The organism is Paenibacillus sp. FSL R5-0713, from assembly GCF_037973325.1.
Lineage (GTDB): Bacteria > Bacillota > Bacilli > Paenibacillales > Paenibacillaceae > Paenibacillus.
This window is the reverse complement of record NZ_CP150229.1, coordinates 492,565-514,665: the sequence shown is the minus strand read 5'-3', so window position 1 is coordinate 514,665 and position 22,101 is coordinate 492,565. Positions and strand designations below refer to the sequence as shown.

The window sequence follows — 22,101 nt, the reverse complement described above, 5'->3', positions numbered from 1 at the left end:
ACACATTCTAATTATAGCTTATCCATTAACGTGGGGAATGTTATATCAATTAAATCGACCAAGTACATATTATACCTACACCTGACGGGAGGAATTTCATTATGCTGCTGGAAGCCATCTATCATCAACCGAAACGCAATTGGGCCTATGCCTATGACCAAGACACAATTCATCTGCGCCTACGCGCCAAAAAGAATGATCTGACTGAGGTACATGCCCTGACTGGAGACAAATATGCATGGGATGCAACCAAAGCGCTGGTTCCTTTAACAATGTTCACCTCTGACTCGATGTTCGATTACTTCGAGGGCGAGGTGAAACCTCCCTACCACCGACTAAAATACTCTTTTCTTCTCAAAAGTGGAGATGAACAGATCTGGATGACCGAAACGGACTTCCAGGAAGAAGAACCGGACGATCCGGGTCGTATGTTCCAGTTCCCTTATATTCATGCAGGAGCTGTATTCACACCCCCTGCATGGGTCAAGGATGCCGTGTTCTATCAGATTTTCCCCGAACGATTTGCGAACGGCAACCCGGATATTAGTCCGGAAAAGGTGGAACCGTGGGGTGGCGAGCCGACACCTTTCAATTTCTTCGGCGGTGACCTTCAGGGTGTGATCGACCATCTGGATTACATCAGTGATCTGGGCATTAATGCGATCTACTTCACCCCCATCTTTGAAGCTACCACCAATCACAAATACGATACCGAAGACTACCTGCGGGTAGACCGGCATTTTGGTGACGCAGATACCGTGAAGCGACTGGTCGAGCTGTGCCACGCACGTGGAATTCGCGTCTTGCTGGATGCTGTGTTCAACCATTCCGGGAAGACGTTTGCCCCGTTTGTGGATGTGCAGAAGAACGGAGAACAATCCAAATACAAGGACTGGTTCCATGTACATGAATTCCCGCTGGACGTGAAAGACGGCATTCCTACGTATGAGACTTTCGGATTCGAAGCGCACATGCCTAAGTTGAATACGGAGAATCCCGAGGTTAAGGCCTATCTGCTGGAGGTTGCCGAGTACTGGATTAAGGAAGTGGGTGCAGACGGATGGCGACTGGATGTTGCCGACGAAGTGGATGATGCCTTCTGGCGTGATTTCCGCCGTGTGGTCAAAGCCGCTAATCCGGATGCCTACATTCTGGGCGAAGTATGGAACGAGTCTTCTTCCTGGCTGCAAGGCGACCAGTTCGATGCGTCCATGAACTATCCGTTTACCGATGCCGTGAATGCTTTCTTTGTGAAAAACACAATGCACGCCGAACAGTTCGCGAACTCCATCGGACGACAGTTGTCCCGTTATCCGCTTCAAGCCAGCGAAGTTGCATTCAACCTGCTGGACAGCCACGATACCCCGCGGCTGCTCACGCTATGTGAAGGCGACCAGCGCAAGATGAAGCTAGCTGCGTTATTCCAGTTCAGTTACATGGGCGCGCCGTGCATCTATTACGGAGACGAGATTGGAATGGACGGTGACCATGATCCGGGCTGCCGTAAATGCATGGAATGGGATGAAGCGAAGCAGGACCGTGAGCTGCTCGACTTTTATCAGAAACTGATCTCCCTGCGTCATGCTCATCCTGCCCTGCGTGCAGAAGGCACCGTTCGTTTCCTGCAGGCTCGCTCGGATGGCAGCCAATTGGTATTCGAACGGCAGAATGAAGAGGAACGCATTCTGGTTCTGTTCAATCGCTCGGAAGAGACGGCTATTGTCGAGCTGGAGGCGGGTGACGAGGAATGGACCGCGCTATTCGGTGGAAACCATCGTACCGCCAAGGATGATGGCGTGTTTGCCGTTGAATTGCCCGCGTATGGATATGCCGTACTGAGTACGGCTGTAAGCCAGGACTAGATTCATAATACAGATATATCTGAAGTCACTTATAAGTAGCCTAGCTTCACATCATTTGGCGGCATTAAACAAGCGTCCTGCAGAACCCGAATTCGGGTTCGCGGACGCTTGTTTCTATATCGCCGTTATACATCATCATGTCACTGGTTATTCCTCGGGGACCCCCGTTCAGATTAAACCTGAGGGTCCGTGTCCACTTGAACATTATCTGCCCCACTTGTAGCTGTGTCAGCATCCGCTGGCTTCGACTCCGTCTCAGGCTCTGCTCGCTTGGCCTTCGGTTTAGCCAGCTTCTGCATCATTTTGCGACCCGTTGGTGTCTGAGCCAACCCGCCTTGGGCTGTCTCCCGGTGGCGGCTCGGCATCGCACTGCCTACTTCCAGCATCACGTCGATGACTTCATCTGACGGAATAGCACTACGTACTCCGGCCAATGCCATGTCGGCCGCAGCCAGCGCCGTAACGGCACCCAGTCCGTTACGTACGATGCATGGAATTTCAACGAGACCTGCGACCGGATCGCAGATCAGGCCCAGTGTATTTTTTAACGCTAGACCAACGGCATGAACGACCTGTTCCGGTGTACCTCCACGCAGTTCAACCATGGCACCCGCAGCCATGCCGATTGCGGAACCCACTTCTGCCTGACAGCCACCTTCTGCACCAGAGATAAATGAATTGTTGGCAATAACATAACCAATTGCTCCCGCGCAGAACAACCCATTCACCAAATGTTCGTCCGTCCAGCCAAATCGCTCCTGTGAGCTGATAAAAACACCAGGGATGATGCCGCAGGAACCGGCTGTAGGTGTTGCCACAATCCGGCCCATAGAGGCATTCACTTCAGATACACACAGGGCATACGCCATGGCAAGTGCGGAAGCATCTCCTGAGCAAGTCTCACCTTTGCGAATGTACTCGGCCATTTTTTTACCGTCTCCACCCGTTAATCCACTGCGTGATGTGGTATCTTCCGTTAACCCTTTACGCACCGCTTCCTTCATCACCTGATAATATTCAGACATCTGTTTCACAACATCCGCTTCCGGTGTATTGGTCTCCTGAACCTGCTCCTCGATCATCAATTGAGCAATCGTTTTGGATTCCGCTGTACAGATCGTATTCAGTTCATGTAAATGTTTAAATCGCATCCGAATCAACTCCTCTCTTCAAATCGATGACACGAATGTCCAGTACATGATCCAGCTCTTTTAGACGCTTGAGCATATCAGGATTCGGCACGCCGTCCATCTCCATCGCAGTAAGTGCTTCGCCATCACGGGCTTTCCGATCAACCTGCATATACCCGATGTTAACCCCAGATGAACTGATCGTGGACGTTACCGAGGCAAGCACCCCTGCCTTGTCTGCATGTCGCAGCACGAGTGTCGGAAACTCACCACTAATCTGGACACGAAAATCATTCATCGCATGCACCGACACACTACCACCACCAATAGAAGCACCGATTAAGGAACATGTACGCCCTTCATGCCACAACTCAATTTTGACCGTATTGGGATGAGGAGCAGGCAGACCGCTTGTATAAAACTCAACCTCCATACCCGCTTCCTCTGCGTATTGCTCCGCATCTGGGATGCGCGGATCGTCTGTAACATAATCCAGCAGACCGCCGATCAGTGCCAGATCTGTTCCGTGGCCCTGATACGTATCAGCAAATGAACCGTAGAGCGTCAGCCGGGCACGTTCAGGCGTACAACCTAGCCACTGACGCGCAATTCTTCCCAGTCTTGCTGCTCCAGCTGTATGTGAACTTGAAGGCCCCGTCATCGACGGACCAATAATTGAGAAAACATCTTTAAATCGCACCTCATAACCCTCCAATTGTATTCGTCATTTCCATCCAGATCCCATGCCATAATGTTCCTTTATTACTGAATGATGACATCAAAAAAGGACAGAAGAAGGCCACAGGCCCTCTCTCTGTCCTCGATACCTGAGAGTTTCACGATCAGCAGTGTCTCACGACAGGGTGCATGCCCTGCAATTGCAGACAAGTCACCAGACTGACTGATCATATACCCCTTGGGTGGCGCAGTTCGCGCACTCTCCAGAGTTGCGTCCAACGATGGTACATTTACCTGAGAGATTAACCACTGGGCCGGGTGCGCAGCAGCTTGCTCCTTCGGTGCCTGAACACTAGCCATTGCTCGGCTAACTCAGGTCTCTCCCGCTCGTTATCATCCGCTGTATGGAACCATTCTGAGCGTATGTCAGAACAGTAATGGAAATCGTTCATTCTTCTTCATTAAGATTAATCGACCGGAAGATCAGTGTCAACAAACTTAACGATTTCTTTGGATGTATTTCCTTCATTTTCGATTGAATCGATGAAAACCAGAATATTTTGTCAGCTTTCATCACATTAACTCGGTAAAAGAAATTTTTTAAACAGATTATTTCATTTCGCTTCAATTCATAAAGCGCTTACTACTATTTATGAAATTATCCACGAAACTGTTCGGGTATTCAGGCAACCATGATTTTTGAACTACCTGTTCATAGCCCTTCCGGATCTGCACATCTGAATTATAATTCACAGTTCGTAGAAGATACTCTCGTTCTGTACATAAGGTCTGCAATACTTGCTGCATAACTTCGGCATGCGATCTTTCATCCATTCGTGCCTAGACTCGTTCGCCATCTGAAAAGCATAATAACCAAGTGTAAAGATCAGCATGAACCCTTCCATTAAACGGATATCTCGATCCGTCAGTGGTGCGATCTGTTTTGTGTATCCAGATAAGAATATGTCACGTTCCTCCCGATTGAACATAAGCGCTGCCCCTCCGGCATCGAAAAGATAATAACCATAACCGTGTAGACAAAAATCAATCATGGACATCCCCTGATCCGTTATCAGCAGATTATTGCGAGTAATATCTCCATGAATAACGCCCCAGGTCTTTTCATCGAGAGGGTACGCTCCTAACTGCTCGTTAATGTTCTCAAACGTCTCCCGAAGCAGATCGAAGTCTTCCGTTGTAAAAATTCCCAATCGAACTCCCTCTTCCAGCTGCCCTAGCATGACCAAATTCTCATGGACATTACCATATGCCGGGCGTACCTTAGTTCGATCTGTCTGATTCTGCACACGTCCATATTGATGAAGCATCTGCAGCTGAGCACCAAGATCATATATCTGCTCTGTTGTCAGGCGTTCTCCCTGTTGGATGTCCCTGCCCTCAATCCATTCCAGTACTGTACAGCAGATTTCTTTACCTTCTTCACTTGTCCATAACGTGACCCAATCTCCCGATACATTGCGTACCGGATGTTGGACGCGTAATGCTGTTGTTGCATTTAACTCATGAAGCAGGTCCATCTCTGCCTCCAATGCAGAAGGCGTGTGCTGAATGCCTGACATACTTGCATATGCAGCTTGATGGATACGGAGCAGATACTTCTGCCCGCTTGCTTCATCAACGACATGATACGTCAGATTCTCGTTGTGACGAATATAGGAAACGACAGGTTTTTCAATCGCGTAATTCTGTATGACCTGTGTTGCCACAAGGTCGTAAGACCTCTGATCCGTAGTGATTATCAACATCTCCTTTAAATTTATGTAAACGCTATCTTTGTACTAAATATCGTAGCATAATGTTGATCCTGCATACAGAAAATCCCACTGTAATTATAAAATAAAAAGCACAACCCCCGAACAAACGTCCAGGCATTGTGCTTCTTTTGTCTCTATTTATTTCTTCATCTCTCTGTCTGTGGCTCTATGTGACACTCCACTCCATGATCCAATTATCCGAAACGCCCCATAATGTATTCTTGCGTCAAACGATTGTCCGGGTTCGTGAAAATATGCTCTGTATCCCCGTGCTCAATCATGCTGCCCAGATAAAAGTAAGCTGTATAATCCGAAATACGTGCTGCCTGCTGCATGTTATGGGTAACAATAACAATCCGCAGCTCCTTCTTGAGCTCGGTAATCAATTCTTCAACTTTACCCGTGGATACCGGGTCTAGTGCAGATGCAGGCTCATCGAGCAGCAGAATCTGCGGATCAACAGACAGGGCGCGGGCGATACATAACCGCTGCTGTTGTCCACCTGAGAGAGACAGGGCTGATTCATTCAGCCTGTCTTTCACTTCGTCCCAGAGCGCAGCACGGCGCAAGCTTTTTTCCACAATCTCATCCAGTGCCTTCTTACTCTTCGTACCACGGTAGCGGGGGCCAAACGCGATATTGTTGTAGATGGACTTATGAAAAGGGTTCGGCTTCTGCCACACCATGCCAATCTTCTGGCGAAGCTTGATTACATCGGTTCCAGGCTCATTCAGATCGTTACCATCCATCCAGATATGTCCCTCTGTGCGGGAACCGGCGATCTCGTCGTTCATTCGGTTAAGCGACCGTAGGAACGTAGATTTACCACACCCAGACGGCCCGATAAGTGCCGTTACACTCGATTCGGGAAACGTCAGGCTGATCTGCTTGACCGCCTGAAAATGTCCATAATATATGCTTAACTGTTCCGTACCAAAAGGTATGGCCATGTTGGTTCCTCCTTATTTCGAAGCTGTCATGCGGCGGAATACAACCCGACCGATCCAGCGCGCACTTAGATTGAACGCCAGCACGAGAATGACAAGCACGGCGGATGCCCCTGCTGCCACCTCTTTGGAATCTGGTCCAATGCCTTCACTGTTCACTTTCCAGATATGGACAGCAAGTGTCTCTGCCGGACGGAACGGATTAAGCGGTGATCTCGGACTCGTCGGATTCCAATCTGTAAAGTCCAATGGCGGACTACTCATACCTGCGGTGAACATCAATGCTGCTGCTTCACCAAAGATCCGGCCAGATGCCAGAATCGTACCCGTAATCAAGCTCGGCAATGCCACAGGCAGCAGAATGGAAGTGATAATCTTCCACTTGGACAGTCCAAGTGCCAGACCTGCTTCCTTCTGTTCCTTCGGAACGGCCCGGAAGGCCTGCTCCGTTGTCCGCACCATCAGTGGCAAGTTAAAGATCGCTAGAGCCAGGGCACCCGAGATCAGGGAGAAACCAAGACCAAATTGATTGACTAGCAACAAGAGACCAAACAAACCGATAACGATGGAAGGGAATGATGACAACACTTCAACGACAAGACGAATGAAGCTGGTGATCTTGCCTGGCTTGGCGTATTCCGCCATGTAAATCCCACCACCCCATCCGAGCGGAATGGTCACAATCAACGTCAGAATCAACAGGAATACGGAGTTAAAGAGCTGTGGACCAATCCCCCCGCCACCTTTAAGCAACTGGGGTGCGCTCGTCAGGAAGTTCCAGCTAATATGTCCAATGCCTCTATACATGATGAAGCCAAGCAGACCGAGCAATATAATAACAATGAACAGGGCCAATACAACGATAACGGATGTTGCAATTTTATCTACCGTCTTTGCCTTCATTTTCATACCCGGTTCCTCCTTTCAAGCAGGCGAACCAGAATGACGAAGACAAATGTCATCACCAGCAGGACAAGCGCCATACTCCACAGTGCATTGTTATGAACAGAACCCATCGTGGTGTTACCCATGCTGAGTGTAATTACACTTGTTAATGTTGAAGCCGATTCGAGCAAGGATGTTGGAACATGCGGTGCATTACCGATAACCATCTGCACAGCAAGGGCCTCACCAAAAGCACGGGCCATACCCAATACGACACCTGTCAACAAAGCTGGCAATGTCGTTGGGATGATGACACGGTAGATAGTTTGCCAGCGAGTGGCACCCAGTGCGTACGAGGATTCACGCAATCCTTTTGGCAACGCGGACAAAGCGTCTGCCATAATACTTGTTACCGTAGGAAGAATCATTACCGCGAGAACAAGACATCCGGCTGCGATCCCAACGCCTGTTCCACCAAAGATACTGCGCAGCAAAGGTACGATGACACTCAGACCGATAAATCCATACACAACGGACGGAATTCCGGACAAGAGCTCAATCGCGGGTTGCAATATCTTTTTCCCTTTACCCGGTACAATCTCTGTCATGAAGAGTGCTGCACACAGACCAAGTGGACTAGCGATCAATGCTGCAAGCAAGGTTGTAATGAAAGAACCTGTAATGAACGGCAATGCCCCGTAGAACGCAGGTTCTCCAGTTGGATTCCACGTCTTTCCACCAAGGAATTCGCTTATGCTTATTCCATTTTGGAAAAATGTGGACAGTCCCTTGGACGCTACAAAATAAACAATGGAAAACATGACAACGATCAGGAAAACGACACAAATCGACGTATAGATCCGTCCCGTCCACTCTTCCCAATAATGTTTTTCTTTTAAGGGCCGGCGCGGTTTCAACTTGTTATTCATTACCGTTCCCCCTTCGGTCTGTTCCATAACAACCATCCTTCTATAGTAGAATTAATGCAAAATATGGGATTATTTCAGAGCAAACCGCGTAAAGAGGCGGGACCTAAGTCCGCCTCTTTCGCTGTATGCGCAAGTTCAAAGATTATTGAACCACATTACCTGCTGCATCGCGTTTTACTTTCATGCCTGACATTGGAATGTATCCAAGTTCTGTCACGTCGTTTTGTTGAATTTCGTCACTCAGGATATAGTCCAGGAACGCTTTTGTTGCTGCATCCGGCTCACCTTTGGTGTACATGTGCTCGTAAGCCCACACTGGATAAGTTCCTGCTTCCACGTTCTCAACTGTTGCTTCTACACCTTCGTATTTCAACACTTGCAAGCTGTCATCCAAGTAAGACAGGGCAAGGTAACCAATAGCACCTGGTGTTTCAGCTACCAATTTTTTTACGTTACCAGAAGAATCTTCTTGAATCGAACCTTGGATATCATCCATTTTTGCACCCAATGCATACTTCTCGAACGTTGCACGCGTACCGGAACTACTTGGACGGTTTACAATAACAATTGCTTTATCCGCGCCACCAACGTCTTTCCAGTTCGTCACTTTACCGGAGAAAATGTCGACCAGTTGTTGCTTCGTCAAATCTTCTACACCTGCATCTTTGTTGCTAACTGGCGCCATAGCTACTACGGCTACTTGATGGTCAACCAGTTCTTTTACTTTGGCTTCGTCCTCCAGCTTCTCTTCTGCGAATACATCAGAGTTACCGATTGTAGCTTGTCCGTCAGATACTTGTGTCAAACCAGTACCACTACCGCCACCTTGAACTTGAACCGTTACGTTTTTATATTCATCAACTGCCATAAATTTCTGTCCAGCTTGTTCTACCAGAGGTAACAATGCTGTCGATCCGACTGCCAGAATGTTACCGCTAAGCTCAGCAGTAGCTTCCCCTGAACCATTGCTTGCAGCACCCTCTGTACCCGCGTCATTTTTCGATCCGCATGCAGCGAGCACCAGTACGAACGTTAAGGTCATCAAAATAAACGGCAACTTTTTAAACATGTTTTGTTTTCCTCCCCCAATGTAGTGATGGCGTTTTGTGAATTTGTTTGTTCACCATCAACTCTTTAATCATTGTAGTTTCGGTATGTCATCTTAAAATCAGTGTTTTGTAAACGCAATGTTAAAAATATCGGCTGCATATTGAAATTTATCTGAGACAAATTGCGCTGAAGTGGCCGCTTCGGGAACGGACGTTGTTTCAATCCGTATTGTGTCCAGATTTCCATGAAGATTTTACACATTAATAAATTAATATAAATTTAACACTCTGAGTGGCCGTTCCGGTTACGGATCGTTCTTCTGATCGCTGTTGTCTCCAAATTTCTCTGATCAACAATTTGATTGTTGAAATTTGGAGACAAAGGCGAACGCTTCGCTTCTTCAGAATCGATTCCGTCCCCTCCACTACGCTCGTGGTTTTATCTGCACATTAAGATTCAAGGAAAATATCATTCTTTTCTTACAGGCAAAAACGCAATACAATCGTTCCGTTCCCTGCGCTGTGTCAGCGCTCGTTGTATCTCAGGCATATCAATGATCCTGGCTAGTATGCAAAAAAGAGGATGTCCCATACGTCATGAATATGACGGGGGGACATCCTCATTTCGTGTTATTGTAATGAACCTGACACACGCTATTCGCTCCCATTTGCCCAGATCTAAAAACTAACGAATCTCAGACACGTTATTTCGTCGATTTAGTTGATTTTTTAGGATTTGAAGTCCTTTTATGACGAAATAGCGTTACTGAAGTTCGTTAAATCTCGCAACCGTTGATGATCCGCCTTTTAAGGTGCGGTAGGTTCATTAGCGCTTGGAGCGAAGCAGAATTCCTTTTGAGACAGCCCTTTATGTAATTGGTTAGGTGCATAATAGAAATAGAGAATTTTCATTCCTTTAGAAGAAACAGAAGAGGAACAAAAAAACTGCCTCGCTGCCAGTGCGTAGCACCAGCTGGAGAGCAGCCTTTTACAATACATTGAATAATTATTAGATGTTCCTATTGTAAAAACTAATTTTACTAACCCAGAATCCATAACCACAATGCCAGACCTGCTAGGGTAATGAACAAGGTTGGAATGGTCAGGATGATGCCTGCTTTGAAATAATACCCCCATGTGATCTTCACACCTTTACGGGATAACACATGCAGCCATAGCAATGTGGCAAGTGAACCAATCGGCGTCATTTTGGGACCCAGATCGGAACCAATGACATTGGCATAGATGAATGCCTCTTGGATGATCCCTTCGGTGTGCGCACCCTGGATGGCTAGCAGGTTAATCAATACGGTAGGCAAGTTGTTCATCAGCGATGACAATACGGCCGCTATAATGCCCATTCCGAGCGAAGCGGCCAGCAGGCCATGCTCTGCTATGGCATCTAGCCAGCGGCTCAGATGAGCCGTTAATCCTGCATTACGCAGTCCATATACGACGATGTACATACCCACGGAGAACACCACAATCGACCACGGTGCTTCCTTGATGACCCGTTTCAGATCAACTGCCTCGCTCTTGCGTGCCAGTAAAGCGAACAGCAGTGCAACCGAGCCCACAATCACCGACACGGGAATTGGCAGGAACTCACTGGATGCGTAAGCCACCAATAGCAGCCCTAGCATGAACCAGGCAATGCGAAACATCCGTGGATCACGTATTGCCTCTTTCGGGTCGCGAGCCGCAGAGATGTCATAGCGAAGGGGGATGCTTTTGCGATAGAACAAAAATAACATTCCCGTACTCGCTACGATCGAGATCAGATTCGGCACGGCCATGCGTACCGCATACTCCACAAAGGTAATACCAAAGAAATCGGCAGACACAATGTTAACCAAATTGCTGACGACCAGCGGCAACGATGTGGTATCTGCGATAAATCCACTCGCCATTACAAAAGCCAGTACCATCCGCTCATCAAACTTTAATGCACGCACCATCGCCAGCACAATTGGTGTCAGGATGAGCGCTGCACCATCATTTGCGAACAGGGCCGACACTGCAGCACCGAGTAAAATGGAGTAGAAGAACAATCTGCGACCGTCTCCTCCAGCGAGTCTAGCCATGTGAAGAGCGGCCCATTCGAAGAAACCCGTCTCGTCGAGAATGAGAGAAATCATAATAATACCGACAAAGGCCAACGTTGCATTCCATACAATGGACGCTACATCCGAGGCATCGTTCAAGCTGACGACTCCACACAGCAAGGCAACCAAAGCCCCACCCGATGCAGTCCAACCAATTCCCAACCCACGAGGTTGCCAGATCACCAAAGTGATTGTCACTACAAAAATCAGTATTGCTACGTATACCATAAAGCCTCCTGCTGTACCCTGTATTCATATATTATTTCGTTTATTCAATCTTATGTTGTTAGATTACACCGCTATATGCTCGGAATAACCAGACGATATATTTATACAGGGCTACAGGAACATTGTCTATCTTTATTTTTCTTCTATTATAAAAGTTGTGGTAAATTATGGTTTAAAGTGTTGGGATTTATTCTTTGCCTTTATCTTTCGGCGTATCCTCTACCATCTTGAACATACCAAGCAATCCCTGCAGTTGTTCCGCCATACTGTTCAGATGTGCCGATGAGGATGCAATCTCTTCTACCGATGCCAGTTGTTCTTGCGAAGATGCAGATACGGATTCTGTATTCGCAGCCGATTCCTGGGTCACATTCGAGATATCGCTCATCGCCTTGGCAACGTGGGATGCCCCACTCTCCAGTTGTTTCGTTGTTTCAGACAAGTCATCCAAGGTATGAACCGCCTCTTCCACCGCCTCCCGAATCTGGGCAAAGGATTGTCCAGACGTATTCACGGCCTGAATCCCTTCTCCCACACGCGTCTGAGCCGCATTCATGGCGATTAGAGCGGCATCCATGTCCTGACGGATATTATGAACGACCTCACCGATCTGCGCTGCCGAACTTCCGGATTCTTCTGCCAATTTGCGAACTTCTCCGGCTACAACAGCAAACCCACGCCCCGCATCACCTGCTCTGGCCGCTTCAATGGAAGCATTCAATGCGAGCAAGTTCGTTTGTTTGGAGATGGATGCAATGACATCCACCATGCTACCAATCTCAACGGAACGGGCATTCAGAGATTGAACCACAGTCCCTAGCTGCTCTACGGTTTCCTGGATGCTGTTCATCTGCTCTACAGCTTGTCCTGCTGCCTCATTACCAGAAGAAGCCGCTCCGGATGTATTCCGCATATTCGCCGTAATCGATTGCACACGCTCCGACATCATCCGAACATCTTCTGCCATTCGGCTCATCTGTCCCGATCCATCTTTCACACTGTTTACCTGCTGCTCAGCACCTTCGGCCAGTTCCTGAATGGCCTGTGTTGAATGTTCAATCGCTTTGGTGGTTTGTTCAGCACTGGCAGACAATTCTTGAGAAGAAGCAGATACTTGCTCTGTCGTTTCCTGTACACCAAGAATCATCATTCGCAGGTTATCGACCATACGTTCAAAATATTTTGCCAGTTCCCCGACTTCATCTTTACGTCCAGTTTCCATTTTCACGGTCAAGTCGCCTTTACTTACCGCTCTGGCCGATTCCTGAAGTCGTTTGATTGGACGCAGCATGGAGCGTGTAAACCAGATAATGAAGATGAGCGTAAGGAACGTGGCCGCCAGGATCACTATAAATGTAATCATGCGAATGTCCTTGCTCGCATTGGTTATTTCGTTTTTGAACATCGTGCCGGCAATTTTCCAGCCCGTTGCTTCATTGGTAGCAAAGATCATCATTTTCGGTTGCTCATTGAATACATAATCGAATTGACCTTCTTTACCCTCGTACATCTCATCCAACAAACCACTAGCTTCCTGTGTACCTGCATCTGCTACAGGCGATACGACATAATTTTTGTTTGCATCCAAAATAATGACGTAGCCTTCTTTACCCACCTTAATGGATGCTTGCTCTTGCAAGTCTGTTAGATCCAGAGACAAACCGACAACACCGGATTGGTCCTTTAATGTTTTGGAGATAAATACAACGGCAACGCCATCGGTATTAACAGACACAGCGGATACAACGGCTGTACCCGGCTTTTCCATCGCTAGTTTGTACCACTCCCGCTCCCTAGGATCATATGCATCTCCCCGCGTACTGCTTGCTGTTGCTTTACCCCGAACCATGACTCCTTCCGTTGTTCCCACAAAAATGTTCATGGCATCGGGATGCAAGCCCAGATATTGCTCCAGCTTCAACTGAAGCTCTGGACTATCGTTCTCCCCTTTGACCAAGCTCGGATCAAGGGCATCCGCAAAATAGTTAATGTCATGGATCTTGTAATTCACTTGGCTTTCTACAATGGTATTGGCCGTACTCACACTTTGCTTGGCACTATCCACTAATTGTCCTTGTACGCCATCTTCAGCCATCGTTAGTGTGATCAAGCCGATCGCCAAGCTTGGCAGGAGCAGAACGGCCAGGAAGGAGACCAATAGTTTGTTCCTTATATTCCAGACGAAACCTTTCTTTTTCTTCTTTTTATTTTGATTATGTTTTGGTTTAGCAGGTTTCGCTGCTTTCATTGGTGTATTATCCTGAGTTTCACTCATGTCTTTATCCCCCTCTAAATGTAAAAATGCCCTCTTTCTTTGTATGTATGAATCAATCTAAAAGGCTTATCTTATATATCGGCTAAATGAGGGGATTTATTTGAGAGAAAAATGTGCAGGCACGCCAAACAAGCCACCTCTGATCAGAAGTGACTTGTACAAGGTACGGATTACTAATTATTCCATGTATTAGATGAAGTATTAGAGTACGGATCGCCTGGAGGTTGTGCCGAGGGTTTACCAAAATAGTAGCCCTGTGCAAGTTCAATACCTATGGAGCGACAGAATTCAAACTCTTCCATCCGTTCGATCCCCTCGGCAAGGACTTGACCTCCAAATCGACTCGACATCTCAACAATATGAAGAATTTGCTGTTGTTTGGTCGAATCCTGATCACAACGATCAATAAGACTTCGATCTATTTTGACAAAATCCGGTTCTAACCGATTCATCAACTCTATTGTTGAATATCCAGCACCCACATCATCCAGTGCAACCGACATTCCACGGGAACGATACACCTCAAATATCTGCTGCAAGATGGGCATATGTTGGATCTGCTCTGTTTCCACGACTTCAAACACAAAATCTTTAGGGTCCAGCGAAAGACGTTCAATCGCTTCAAACGTATGTGTCAGACAATATTCGGGATTATATATGGAGGAAGGCAGGAAATTTACGAAGCGTTTCACACCATGCGGCAAAAAAACAGCACTGGTCTCAATGGCAGTAATTCGCGCCATTCGATCCAGAAAAGAATGTAGTCCAGTCTCGCGTGCAACTTCAAATAATTCATAGGAACTGAAGGATTTGCCATTCTCAGCAGGACGAAGCAAAAACTCGTATCCGATAATCTGCTCCGATGCATCAACGATGGGCTGCATATGACTGCTGAATTCATGCTCCAGAATAATGGAAACAAGCTCCGCATGCCTGAAACGTGACTCTTGCATGCTTAGACTAATCCAGCTTTCTTCATTCGCCTGTTCGTATAAAGGCATAATCTGAACGGTTAGGGAATCACGTAATGTCGAATCCATTTCGCTGATCTTTTCTATTAAGCTCTGAACCGCCTCAAGATTCGAAAAATGCATCCACATCATATCATCCGACGTCTCGATAAGTCTTCCCGGCGTTTGCAGCGCTTCCAGCAAAGCGGGGGAAATGGGACGCAGGTACAAGGTACCTTGGCCCTCTATAGGATAGATTGGACTGCAGCCACTGCAATTCATGTAGGACCCCCTTGCCAATTTATGATTCCATGTCCATTAATGATTACTGGTATATACCCAAAGTTTGTAAATATTATATCATGGGTCTTAAAATTAATCTCTACTGTTTTGATGACTTCGTATATGACGGTTGTTGAAACAAATATATTCAAAATTTGCAGAAAAAAGACCGACAGTCTGATGACTGTCGGTCTCCTCCTCTCCGCTTATTAAACGTTATGAAGCGGGAATCACGATTTTCTGTCCAACTTTCAGGTTATGCACATTTGAGATTTTGTTAGCTGTTGCCAGCTTGCGCCAGTCCACACCATATTTCAAACCGATGCGGTACAGGTTATCCCCTTTTTTCACCACGTATACAACCTTGTTGCTAGTTGCCGGTTTCTCAGGTTGTGGCTTAGGCGTTGGAGTTGGTTTAGGCGTCGGTGCTGGCTCCGTACCTGTTTCAGGTGTTGTCGTTGCTTCACCTGTCAGTTTCAAGCCATACTCTGCAAAACCTTCTTTGTTCGTGCCGATGAACGACATCGCCGGATTCGCTTCAACCAGACCTTTCGCATCCGGGGAAGAAGCAAACACAACTTCAAGATCGTTCAACGCCGCTGCAGTTACACCCGCAGATGGTTTGATTGGTGCCAGGGACCAGTTACCGTCCGCTGCCGGATTAATCGTTTTATTTTCACGGATGTAGTCGATGATCACTTGACGGTTCTCATCCGGTGCAGCCAGAACGATCCGTTTGCCGTCCGGGTTAGCCAGTTTGGATGAAGAAGCACGGTAGTTATTTGTCGCTACAATGAATTTTTGCGCTGGGTCAACCGGTTTGCCGTTAAAGCTCAGGTCCTTAATCCGGCTTGCAGATGCATTAACGATCGCAGCTTTGCCATCGTATTTGGCTGGTTGGGTCACATCAATCTGATACGTTACCCCATCGATAACATCGAAGTTGTACGTTGGGAAGTCATTATTGATCAGTTGCTGTTGTCCACCTTTAGCCGGGTCGATCTGGTTGAACTGGCCTGCAGACCATTCCAGCCATTCTTTCAGTTCTGCGCCGTTAACCATTACAGCATGTACCGTATTTGGATACACGTACAGGTCAGCAACGTTTTTGATCGCAATGGTGCCTTTAGGAATATTCGTGTAATATGAAGCGCCTGAACGTCCACCCGCTTTGAATGGTGCACCTGCCGACAATACAGGGATTTTCTCATATTCCGTACCTTGCATATGTTTTTCGACATACCATTTCTGTGCATTCGTTACGATCTGAATGGATGGATCATCCTGAACCAGAGCGAAGAAGCTGTTGATCGGTGCTGTCGTTTCGCCTACTGGACCACGAACATACTCCAATGTACCTTCATGCTCTTCATGAACCGCATCAATGATGTCTTTATCCGCATCTACCAGTGGCTTTTTGTTCTCAGTGTCATAGATCGGGCGTGCTTCCGTTTTGGAATCCACCACTTTCCATTTGCCATCTACCAGCTCCAGATCCAGATCGATAATACCCAGATGATCACCCCAGAAACCTGGCTCAACAGCAGGAACGCCATTGATTGTGCCTTTCTCAAGGTCTACCCCTTTTTTGCCGGCAAAATCAGCACTTGGGAATACTTTGTGAGCATGTCCAAACAGAATGGCATTAATGCCTTCTACCTGACTCAGGTACAGTACGGAGTTCTCCATCAGGTCCGTTTGAGGGATATCCTCAAATCCGGAGTGAGGAATAGCTACAATAATGTCCGCACCTTCGGCCTTCATTTTTGGAATGAATTTTTTAGCGGTAGCAATAATATCCTTGGCGATGACTTTGCCTTCAAGGTTAGCGCTGTCCCACTGCATGACTTGTGGCGGTACAAATCCGATCACACCCACTTTGATCGTATGTTCCTTGCCAGTCTCGTCCGTTACTTTTTTATCCAAAATCTCATACGGTGTGAAGTAATTCTTGTCATTCGTCTCATCATCATCACCATCGTCTACATAGACATTGGCATTAATGTAAGGGAAGTTCGCTCCCTCCAGCGTCATGTCCAGAAAGTCCAGACCATAGTTGAACTCATGGTTACCGATGTTACCTGCATCATAATCGAGCAGATTCATCGCTTTATATACAGGGTGAGTTTCACCCTTTTTCAGTGGATCAATCTTCGCCACATAGTCTCCCAGCGGGTTACCCTGAATCAGATCACCATTGTCGAACAGCAAGCTGTTCTTGGCTTCATCACGCGCTTTCTTGATCAGTGTAGCTGTTTTGGCAAGGCCATACTGGTCTGTCTCTTTGTCGGAATAATAGTCGTAGTTAATCAGATTGTCATGAATGTCTGTTGTCTCCATGATCCGCAGTTTAACTTTGGCAGCATCCGCAGCCGATACAGGTACCGGAAACACCGCAAGCACGTTTAATGCAACCAAAGCGGCAGTCAGGCTTGATAATACTTTTTTACTCGTTTTCAAAATAACCCCTCCCGGTTATGTACATTGAATCATGCATTATTGGGCAAACGAAGAGCGCAGAAAAAAGATAGATTTCATGGGTTGTGCGTACTGACGCTCTGATGACATGCATCCGAATTTCAGGTAAGTTTATCTCACATGAACATCTATTTATGTCTGTGCTTGTCGTTTACATTCCAAATCATAACGCAATGTTCAGCCATTGAAAAGCATTATTTTTTACATTACCCGCACATATCTAGGCCGGTTTACATTATCATGCGTGATTTCGACATTTTTTTCAACATTTTAGTAGGTATTTAGTGCTCACTAGCTTTAAAATACGTATATTACATGTTTCTTACATGTATATCCATTCATCATTATTCACTCATATCAAAAACCGTGAAACCTTAAAGGCTTTCACGGTTGGAGTGAACTCTGCGCGCATTCCGCATAAGGACGCTATTTGGCAGAGGTTATTTTCATCGTTGGATTATTGTTCCCACACATGATGTTCATGATCTTTCCCTGTATATTCAATACGAGTCGGAGTGATGTCCAGAATGACATAGTTCGGATCATTAGGTCCATCGAACCACGCCTTCAGTTCGTCATTCCATACTTGCTCACGCAAACCTTCGTTCTTGGTCACTTCACAGGTTCCTTCAATCTCAACGACTTCCTTGGAACCACCAGCCTCATAACCAAGCAGCAGGCTAACATTCGGATTATTCTCCAGTTCCTCTACTTTGTGTGTACGGCGGTTCGTTGCCAGATGAATGTTCAGTCCATCATTGAAAAGCGCCATATAGCGGGATTTCGGTTTACCATTCTCTACAGTCGAGAAGCTGCAAAAAGGGTTGTTTTCCAATGCTTTTACAATGTTTTGTTCCAATTCAGTCTGGTTCATGGGAAGTGCTCCTTTCGGTTTGGGGGAATATTGGGAGGACTATGTAGGCGGCCGTTCCGGGTACGGATCGTTCTTTGGATCGCTGTTATCTCACGATGATCCTGATCTCTTCCTCATATACATTGGATTAAAACCGATTCACACTGGCACTACGATGACAGAACAACCTTCCAATCGCTGTTACCCCCAGATTTTCTGATTCCCTTCTCTCAAAGGGAAAAATCCGGTGATAAAGGCGAGCGCTTCGCTTTTTCAGGTTTCTTCTGTCCTCTCCGTTATCGTGTGAATGCTTAATTCCAAAGGATATATGAATAAAAATTCAAGATACATGCGAACGCTTCGCTTCCTCAGAATCGATTCCGTCCCCTCCACTACGTCTACCGTTCTCCCAATTAAGGGTGAATAATAAAAAGTACAAGAGAAGTGTAGTTGTTACTCTCTCTTTTGTTTAATGACAGTTCATTAATCGCTTATCACTAGCGCCAGCTTAATGCTGCTCTGTAATAAGCCTGTACTTATAGTGTACCCACCTCACCTATGGTGAATCCCATGAACCTGTTTGCAAACGTGACAAAATTGGAAAAGTCCTTTATGAAAATGTTTACATACAGGGATTAGCCCTTATGGCTCCTATGATCATTTTAATTCAAATCTCCAAGATAAATAGAAGATGAGCCTAATTGAAGCAGTAGCTCACCAATGGTTTTTGGATATAAACGAACCTGAGACAGCTCTTCCAGCGCAATCCATTCCACGGCGACTTGATGGTCGTCAGGATTGGAGCCTTCAAAAATAGTTGCCTCCGGATTGATCAGGCTGCACGCAAAATAAAATTCAACCTGGTGGATATCTGCATCCCACTCGGCGAATTCATGATTTTTTCCGATATACTCTCGAATATGCAACAACTCTCCCACGTTCACAGCCTGGCCAATCTCCTCCAGACATTCACGTGCGACTGCATCCTTGAGTTCTTCACCTTTCTCCTGTCCTCCACCCGGGAACACATAAGCGGTACCATATTGGTCTTCCAGCCGAATGACCAGCAATCGTCCATCCTGCACAATAACGGCCTTCGCCGAGTTGCGTATGGGTTTCATTCTGTTCTTTCACTCCTTGTCATTCCAAAATTATGCGCGGATAACTGAATGCCTTCCGATTCCAGCACACGACGAATCTCTTGAGCAAATGCTAGAGCATTCGCTCCGTCACCGTGGATGCAGACCGTCTCTGCCTTCATGGAAACCCGCGTGCCTCCCGTGGATACAACCACGCCGTCTTTCACCATCTGGAGCACTTGAGCAATCGCTTGTCCAGACTCTTCAATGACAGCCCCCGCTTGGCTTCGAGGGGTTAGCTTACCATCCGCCCCATAGGTTCGATCCGCAAACACCTCGCTCACGCTGCGCAGACCGATGCGATCCGCAGCGTGAATCAGCTTACTGCCCGCCAGACCATACAAATATAGATCAGGCTGAACTTTATAGATCGCCTCCACGATGGCTTCAGCAAGCTTCGTATCTTCTGCAGCCATATTGTATAAGGCGCCGTGCGGTTTCACGTGATGCATTCGCCCCCCACTTGCACGGACAAAGGCATCCAGCGCACCGATCTGATACACCACCATGTCATATGCTTCCCGTGGCGTAATGTCCATACGTCTTCTGCCAAACCCTTGCAGATCCGGCAATCCGGGGTGAGCGCCAATTGCCACCTGATGCTCCAATGCCTTCTCCACCGTGATCCGCATCGTAGCCGGGTCCCCTGCATGAAACCCGCAGGCTATATTGGCTGACGTAATTAAGGGCAGAATGGCTTCGTCCGATAACGTGCGATATATACCATAACTTTCGCCCAGATCACAATTGATATCCAAGGTTTTCAAGGTATTCATTGAGCGCCCTCCATTCCTGCCATTCTTCTGCGTATCAGCTTATCCATGAGCTGCATATTGATCTCCTGTTCCATGTACAACTGCCGGGCTTGATCATGCGTAATCTGTGCAAAAGAAATTCGAGTTCCCGGCCTAGCCTGAGCCAGGATTGGCATATCCACCTGGGCTACCTGTGCTATGACAGGATAACCTCCAATCGTCTGATGGTCTGCCATCAAGATGATCGGCTGACCATCGGGTGGCACCTGCACCGTGCCATAGGTAACGGCTTCTGACAGCCGATCCAGCGGCTGATTCAACTCCAGTCTGGAGCCTTGCAGGCGATAGCCCATCCGATCGGATTGCGGAGAGATTACGTATTTTTCGGCATAGAAATGTCCCAGACTCGCCTCGCTGAACAGCGAGCTGTCCTTGCTCTCCATCACACGAATAACAGCTCTCCCATAATAGTCAGGTCTTTCACGTTCAGATAAGAACCACGCAGGCGCCAATATTCGGCGGCCCCGCTCACTTTCTTCTACCTGCTGCTCCATACGCTTCATCCATACTTGTGCTTCACCAGAAGGTTCACCTGTAGATAACAGATCTGCCACACGCAGGGGTCTTCCTGCCAAACCGCCAATACCTGTCTTAAGATCTGTACTTCGACTGCCCATCACTTCCGGTGCAGCTATTCCACCCGCTAACGCCAGATAACAACGCAAGCCATGACGACACGGGCCAAATTTCATTACACTTCCAGCCCGCACCAGCACAGGACGCCACAAAGGTACAGGCAGATGATCCACCGTTGCTGTCAGATCCCCCCCACATAATGAGACTAGCTGGCTCTCCTGAAATCGAAGCTCCGGCCCCGTCATCGTCATCTCCAGCAGTGCTGCATTTCGGGGATTGCCCACAAGCATATTGGCGGCTCTGGCTGCAAAGGTGTCCATGACGCCGCCAGGATGAATACCATACCGGCGATAGCCGGTTCTGCCTTCATCCTGAATGGTAGATAACAGCCCAGGACGAATCACTTCGACACTCATCGTTCATCCTCCATCCGCTTCAACGCCAGATAGTCCTGCTTCGTAATCTGTTCAAATCGAACCCGATCACCTGCTGCCAGCAAACTTGGTACCTTCTCATCCGGCCGAAACAACCGGAGGGGCGTTCGTCCAATACATTGCCATCCTCCGGGTGTATCTACCGGATAGATTCCCGTCTGTTTGCCCCCAATCCCTACTGTACCGGCCTCTACCCGAAGCCTTGGCGTTGCCCGTCTGGGCGTAGCAATCCGTTCAGATAACCCACCGAGATACGGAAAACCTGGGGCAAATCCAATCATATGGACCAGATAATCCCCGGATGTATGAATTGCAATAACGTCCTCTGAGGTCAGTCCATGCTCACTGGCAACATAGTCCAGATCAGGCCCCCATTCGCCACCGTAACATACGGGAATCGTGACCGTTCTGGGCTTGTCTTGTACGGATTCCTTCATTTGGTTCAACTGTTGAAGCAGAGCGCGGCACAACTCGGGGTACGGGGAGATGAACGGATTATAAAATAGTGTAACGGATGTGTATGAAGGCACCCATTCGATCATGGCAGGCAGAGTTCTTTTTTCCAGCAAAGCACATACAGACGCCACTCTGCGCTGTACCGCGACAGACAAGTGATCCCCGCAATCGATGATAACGGCTGTCTCACCCAGCGGAAACAAAATCTCCTTTGTCCAAGCATACGGTAATTCGCTCATGCGCGATCTCCCCTCT

At 47.4% G+C, this 22,101-nt stretch carries 18 protein-coding genes and 1 riboswitch; of the genes, 1 reads left to right on the top strand and 17 read right to left on the bottom strand.

The features are described 5' to 3' along the window. Positions 1–101: 101 nt before the first annotated feature. Entirely contained in the window at positions 102–1,862 is a 1,761-nt protein-coding gene (locus MKZ12_RS02470) for an alpha-glycosidase (RefSeq protein ID WP_339258555.1), read from the top strand. Between the two features lie 173 nt (positions 1,863–2,035). Here the strand turns inward: MKZ12_RS02470 and sdaAA are convergent, their stop codons facing one another. The 17 genes from sdaAA to pxpB form a co-directional block, all read right to left on the bottom strand. Further along, positions 2,036–3,013 carry an L-serine ammonia-lyase, iron-sulfur-dependent, subunit alpha gene (sdaAA, locus tag MKZ12_RS02465; RefSeq protein WP_339258553.1) on the bottom strand — a complete coding sequence of 326 codons (978 nt, stop codon included), beginning with the start codon at positions 3,011–3,013 and terminating at the stop codon, positions 2,036–2,038. Then, a complete protein-coding gene (gene sdaAB, locus MKZ12_RS02460; protein WP_253429474.1) occupies positions 3,003–3,692 on the bottom strand; it encodes an L-serine ammonia-lyase, iron-sulfur-dependent subunit beta in 690 nt (229 codons plus the stop codon). Before sdaAB ends, sdaAA begins: the two co-directional genes overlap by 11 nt. 62 nt (positions 3,693–3,754) lie before the next feature. Next, positions 3,755–3,949 (bottom strand): hypothetical protein, encoded by a 195-nt coding sequence (locus tag MKZ12_RS02455; protein WP_339258552.1) that lies wholly within the window; start codon positions 3,947–3,949, stop codon positions 3,755–3,757. Next, positions 3,944–4,066, bottom strand: a riboswitch (glycine riboswitch). Its footprint overlaps the gene before it by 6 nt. Positions 4,067–4,419: 353 nt before the next feature. Further along, positions 4,420–5,397, bottom strand: coding sequence for a phosphotransferase (locus MKZ12_RS02450; RefSeq protein WP_339258550.1), 978 nt, complete (start codon positions 5,395–5,397; stop codon positions 4,420–4,422). Positions 5,398–5,639: 242 nt separating this feature from the next. Next, the gene (pstB, locus tag MKZ12_RS02445; RefSeq protein ID WP_339239266.1) at positions 5,640–6,395 is read right to left on the bottom strand and encodes a phosphate ABC transporter ATP-binding protein PstB; all 756 of its coding nucleotides are present in this window, start codon (positions 6,393–6,395) and stop codon (positions 5,640–5,642) included. A 12-nt stretch (positions 6,396–6,407) separates the two neighbouring features. After that, the gene (pstA, locus tag MKZ12_RS02440; RefSeq protein WP_339242887.1) at positions 6,408–7,295 is read right to left on the bottom strand and encodes a phosphate ABC transporter permease PstA; all 888 of its coding nucleotides are present in this window, start codon (positions 7,293–7,295) and stop codon (positions 6,408–6,410) included. Between the two features lie 2 nt (positions 7,296–7,297). Beyond that, the gene (gene pstC / locus MKZ12_RS02435) at positions 7,298–8,206 is read right to left on the bottom strand and encodes a phosphate ABC transporter permease subunit PstC (RefSeq protein WP_100528178.1); all 909 of its coding nucleotides are present in this window, start codon (positions 8,204–8,206) and stop codon (positions 7,298–7,300) included. 142 nt (positions 8,207–8,348) lie between these two features. Further along, the gene (locus MKZ12_RS02430) at positions 8,349–9,275 is read right to left on the bottom strand and encodes a phosphate ABC transporter substrate-binding protein PstS family protein (protein ID WP_339258548.1); all 927 of its coding nucleotides are present in this window, start codon (positions 9,273–9,275) and stop codon (positions 8,349–8,351) included. Between the two features lie 1,020 nt (positions 9,276–10,295). Further along, positions 10,296–11,588, bottom strand: a complete 1,293-nt coding sequence (locus MKZ12_RS02425; RefSeq protein ID WP_339258546.1) for an arsenic transporter — start codon at positions 11,586–11,588, stop codon at positions 10,296–10,298. 187 nt (positions 11,589–11,775) lie between these two features. Beyond that, a complete protein-coding gene (locus tag MKZ12_RS02420; RefSeq protein WP_339258544.1) occupies positions 11,776–13,863 on the bottom strand; it encodes a methyl-accepting chemotaxis protein in 2,088 nt (695 codons plus the stop codon). Positions 13,864–14,036: 173 nt separating this feature from the next. Next, positions 14,037–15,095 carry an EAL domain-containing protein gene (locus tag MKZ12_RS02415; protein ID WP_339239262.1) on the bottom strand — a complete coding sequence of 353 codons (1,059 nt, stop codon included), beginning with the start codon at positions 15,093–15,095 and terminating at the stop codon, positions 14,037–14,039. 216 nt (positions 15,096–15,311) lie between these two features. Continuing rightward, complete coding sequence (locus tag MKZ12_RS02410) at positions 15,312–17,555, bottom strand: bifunctional 2',3'-cyclic-nucleotide 2'-phosphodiesterase/3'-nucleotidase (RefSeq protein WP_339258542.1); 2,244 nt, start codon at positions 17,553–17,555, stop codon at positions 15,312–15,314. A gap of 475 nt (positions 17,556–18,030) precedes the next feature. Further along, entirely contained in the window at positions 18,031–18,447 is a 417-nt protein-coding gene (locus tag MKZ12_RS02405) for a pyridoxamine 5'-phosphate oxidase family protein (protein ID WP_074093246.1), read from the bottom strand. 641 nt (positions 18,448–19,088) lie between these two features. Beyond that, positions 19,089–19,547, bottom strand: a complete 459-nt coding sequence (locus tag MKZ12_RS02400; RefSeq protein ID WP_339258540.1) for an NUDIX domain-containing protein — start codon at positions 19,545–19,547, stop codon at positions 19,089–19,091. Continuing rightward, positions 19,544–20,332 carry a 5-oxoprolinase subunit PxpA gene (locus MKZ12_RS02395; RefSeq protein ID WP_339261288.1) on the bottom strand — a complete coding sequence of 263 codons (789 nt, stop codon included), beginning with the start codon at positions 20,330–20,332 and terminating at the stop codon, positions 19,544–19,546. The genes MKZ12_RS02400 and MKZ12_RS02395 overlap by 4 nt, the downstream gene beginning before the upstream one ends. Before the next feature lie 5 nt (positions 20,333–20,337). Then, complete coding sequence (locus MKZ12_RS02390; protein WP_339239259.1) at positions 20,338–21,372, bottom strand: biotin-dependent carboxyltransferase family protein; 1,035 nt, start codon at positions 21,370–21,372, stop codon at positions 20,338–20,340. Further along, positions 21,369–22,085, bottom strand: coding sequence for a 5-oxoprolinase subunit PxpB (gene pxpB, locus MKZ12_RS02385; protein ID WP_339258538.1), 717 nt, complete (start codon positions 22,083–22,085; stop codon positions 21,369–21,371). Before pxpB ends, MKZ12_RS02390 begins: the two co-directional genes overlap by 4 nt. Positions 22,086–22,101: the final 16 nt, after the last annotated feature.

Excerpts from the sequence above, each read along its gene's own strand:
- MKZ12_RS02470 (WP_339258555.1), top strand. The coding sequence starts at position 102 with ATGCTGCTGGAAGCCATCTATCATCAACCGAAACGCAATTGGGCCTAT.
- sdaAA (WP_339258553.1), bottom strand. The coding sequence starts at position 3,013 with ATGCGATTTAAACATTTACATGAACTGAATACGATCTGTACAGCGGAA.
- pstB (WP_339239266.1), bottom strand. The coding sequence starts at position 6,395 with ATGGCCATACCTTTTGGTACGGAACAGTTAAGCATATATTATGGACAT.
- pstA (WP_339242887.1), bottom strand. The coding sequence starts at position 7,295 with ATGAAGGCAAAGACGGTAGATAAAATTGCAACATCCGTTATCGTTGTA.
- pstC (WP_100528178.1), bottom strand. The coding sequence starts at position 8,206 with ATGAATAACAAGTTGAAACCGCGCCGGCCCTTAAAAGAAAAACATTAT.
- MKZ12_RS02430 (WP_339258548.1), bottom strand. The coding sequence starts at position 9,275 with ATGTTTAAAAAGTTGCCGTTTATTTTGATGACCTTAACGTTCGTACTG.
- MKZ12_RS02425 (WP_339258546.1), bottom strand. The coding sequence starts at position 11,588 with ATGGTATACGTAGCAATACTGATTTTTGTAGTGACAATCACTTTGGTG.
- MKZ12_RS02420 (WP_339258544.1), bottom strand. The coding sequence starts at position 13,863 with ATGAGTGAAACTCAGGATAATACACCAATGAAAGCAGCGAAACCTGCT.
- MKZ12_RS02415 (WP_339239262.1), bottom strand. The coding sequence starts at position 15,095 with ATGAATTGCAGTGGCTGCAGTCCAATCTATCCTATAGAGGGCCAAGGT.
- MKZ12_RS02405 (WP_074093246.1), bottom strand. The coding sequence starts at position 18,447 with ATGAACCAGACTGAATTGGAACAAAACATTGTAAAAGCATTGGAAAAC.
- MKZ12_RS02400 (WP_339258540.1), bottom strand. The coding sequence starts at position 19,547 with ATGAAACCCATACGCAACTCGGCGAAGGCCGTTATTGTGCAGGATGGA.
- MKZ12_RS02390 (WP_339239259.1), bottom strand. The coding sequence starts at position 21,372 with ATGAGTGTCGAAGTGATTCGTCCTGGGCTGTTATCTACCATTCAGGAT.
- pxpB (WP_339258538.1), bottom strand. The coding sequence starts at position 22,085 with ATGAGCGAATTACCGTATGCTTGGACAAAGGAGATTTTGTTTCCGCTG.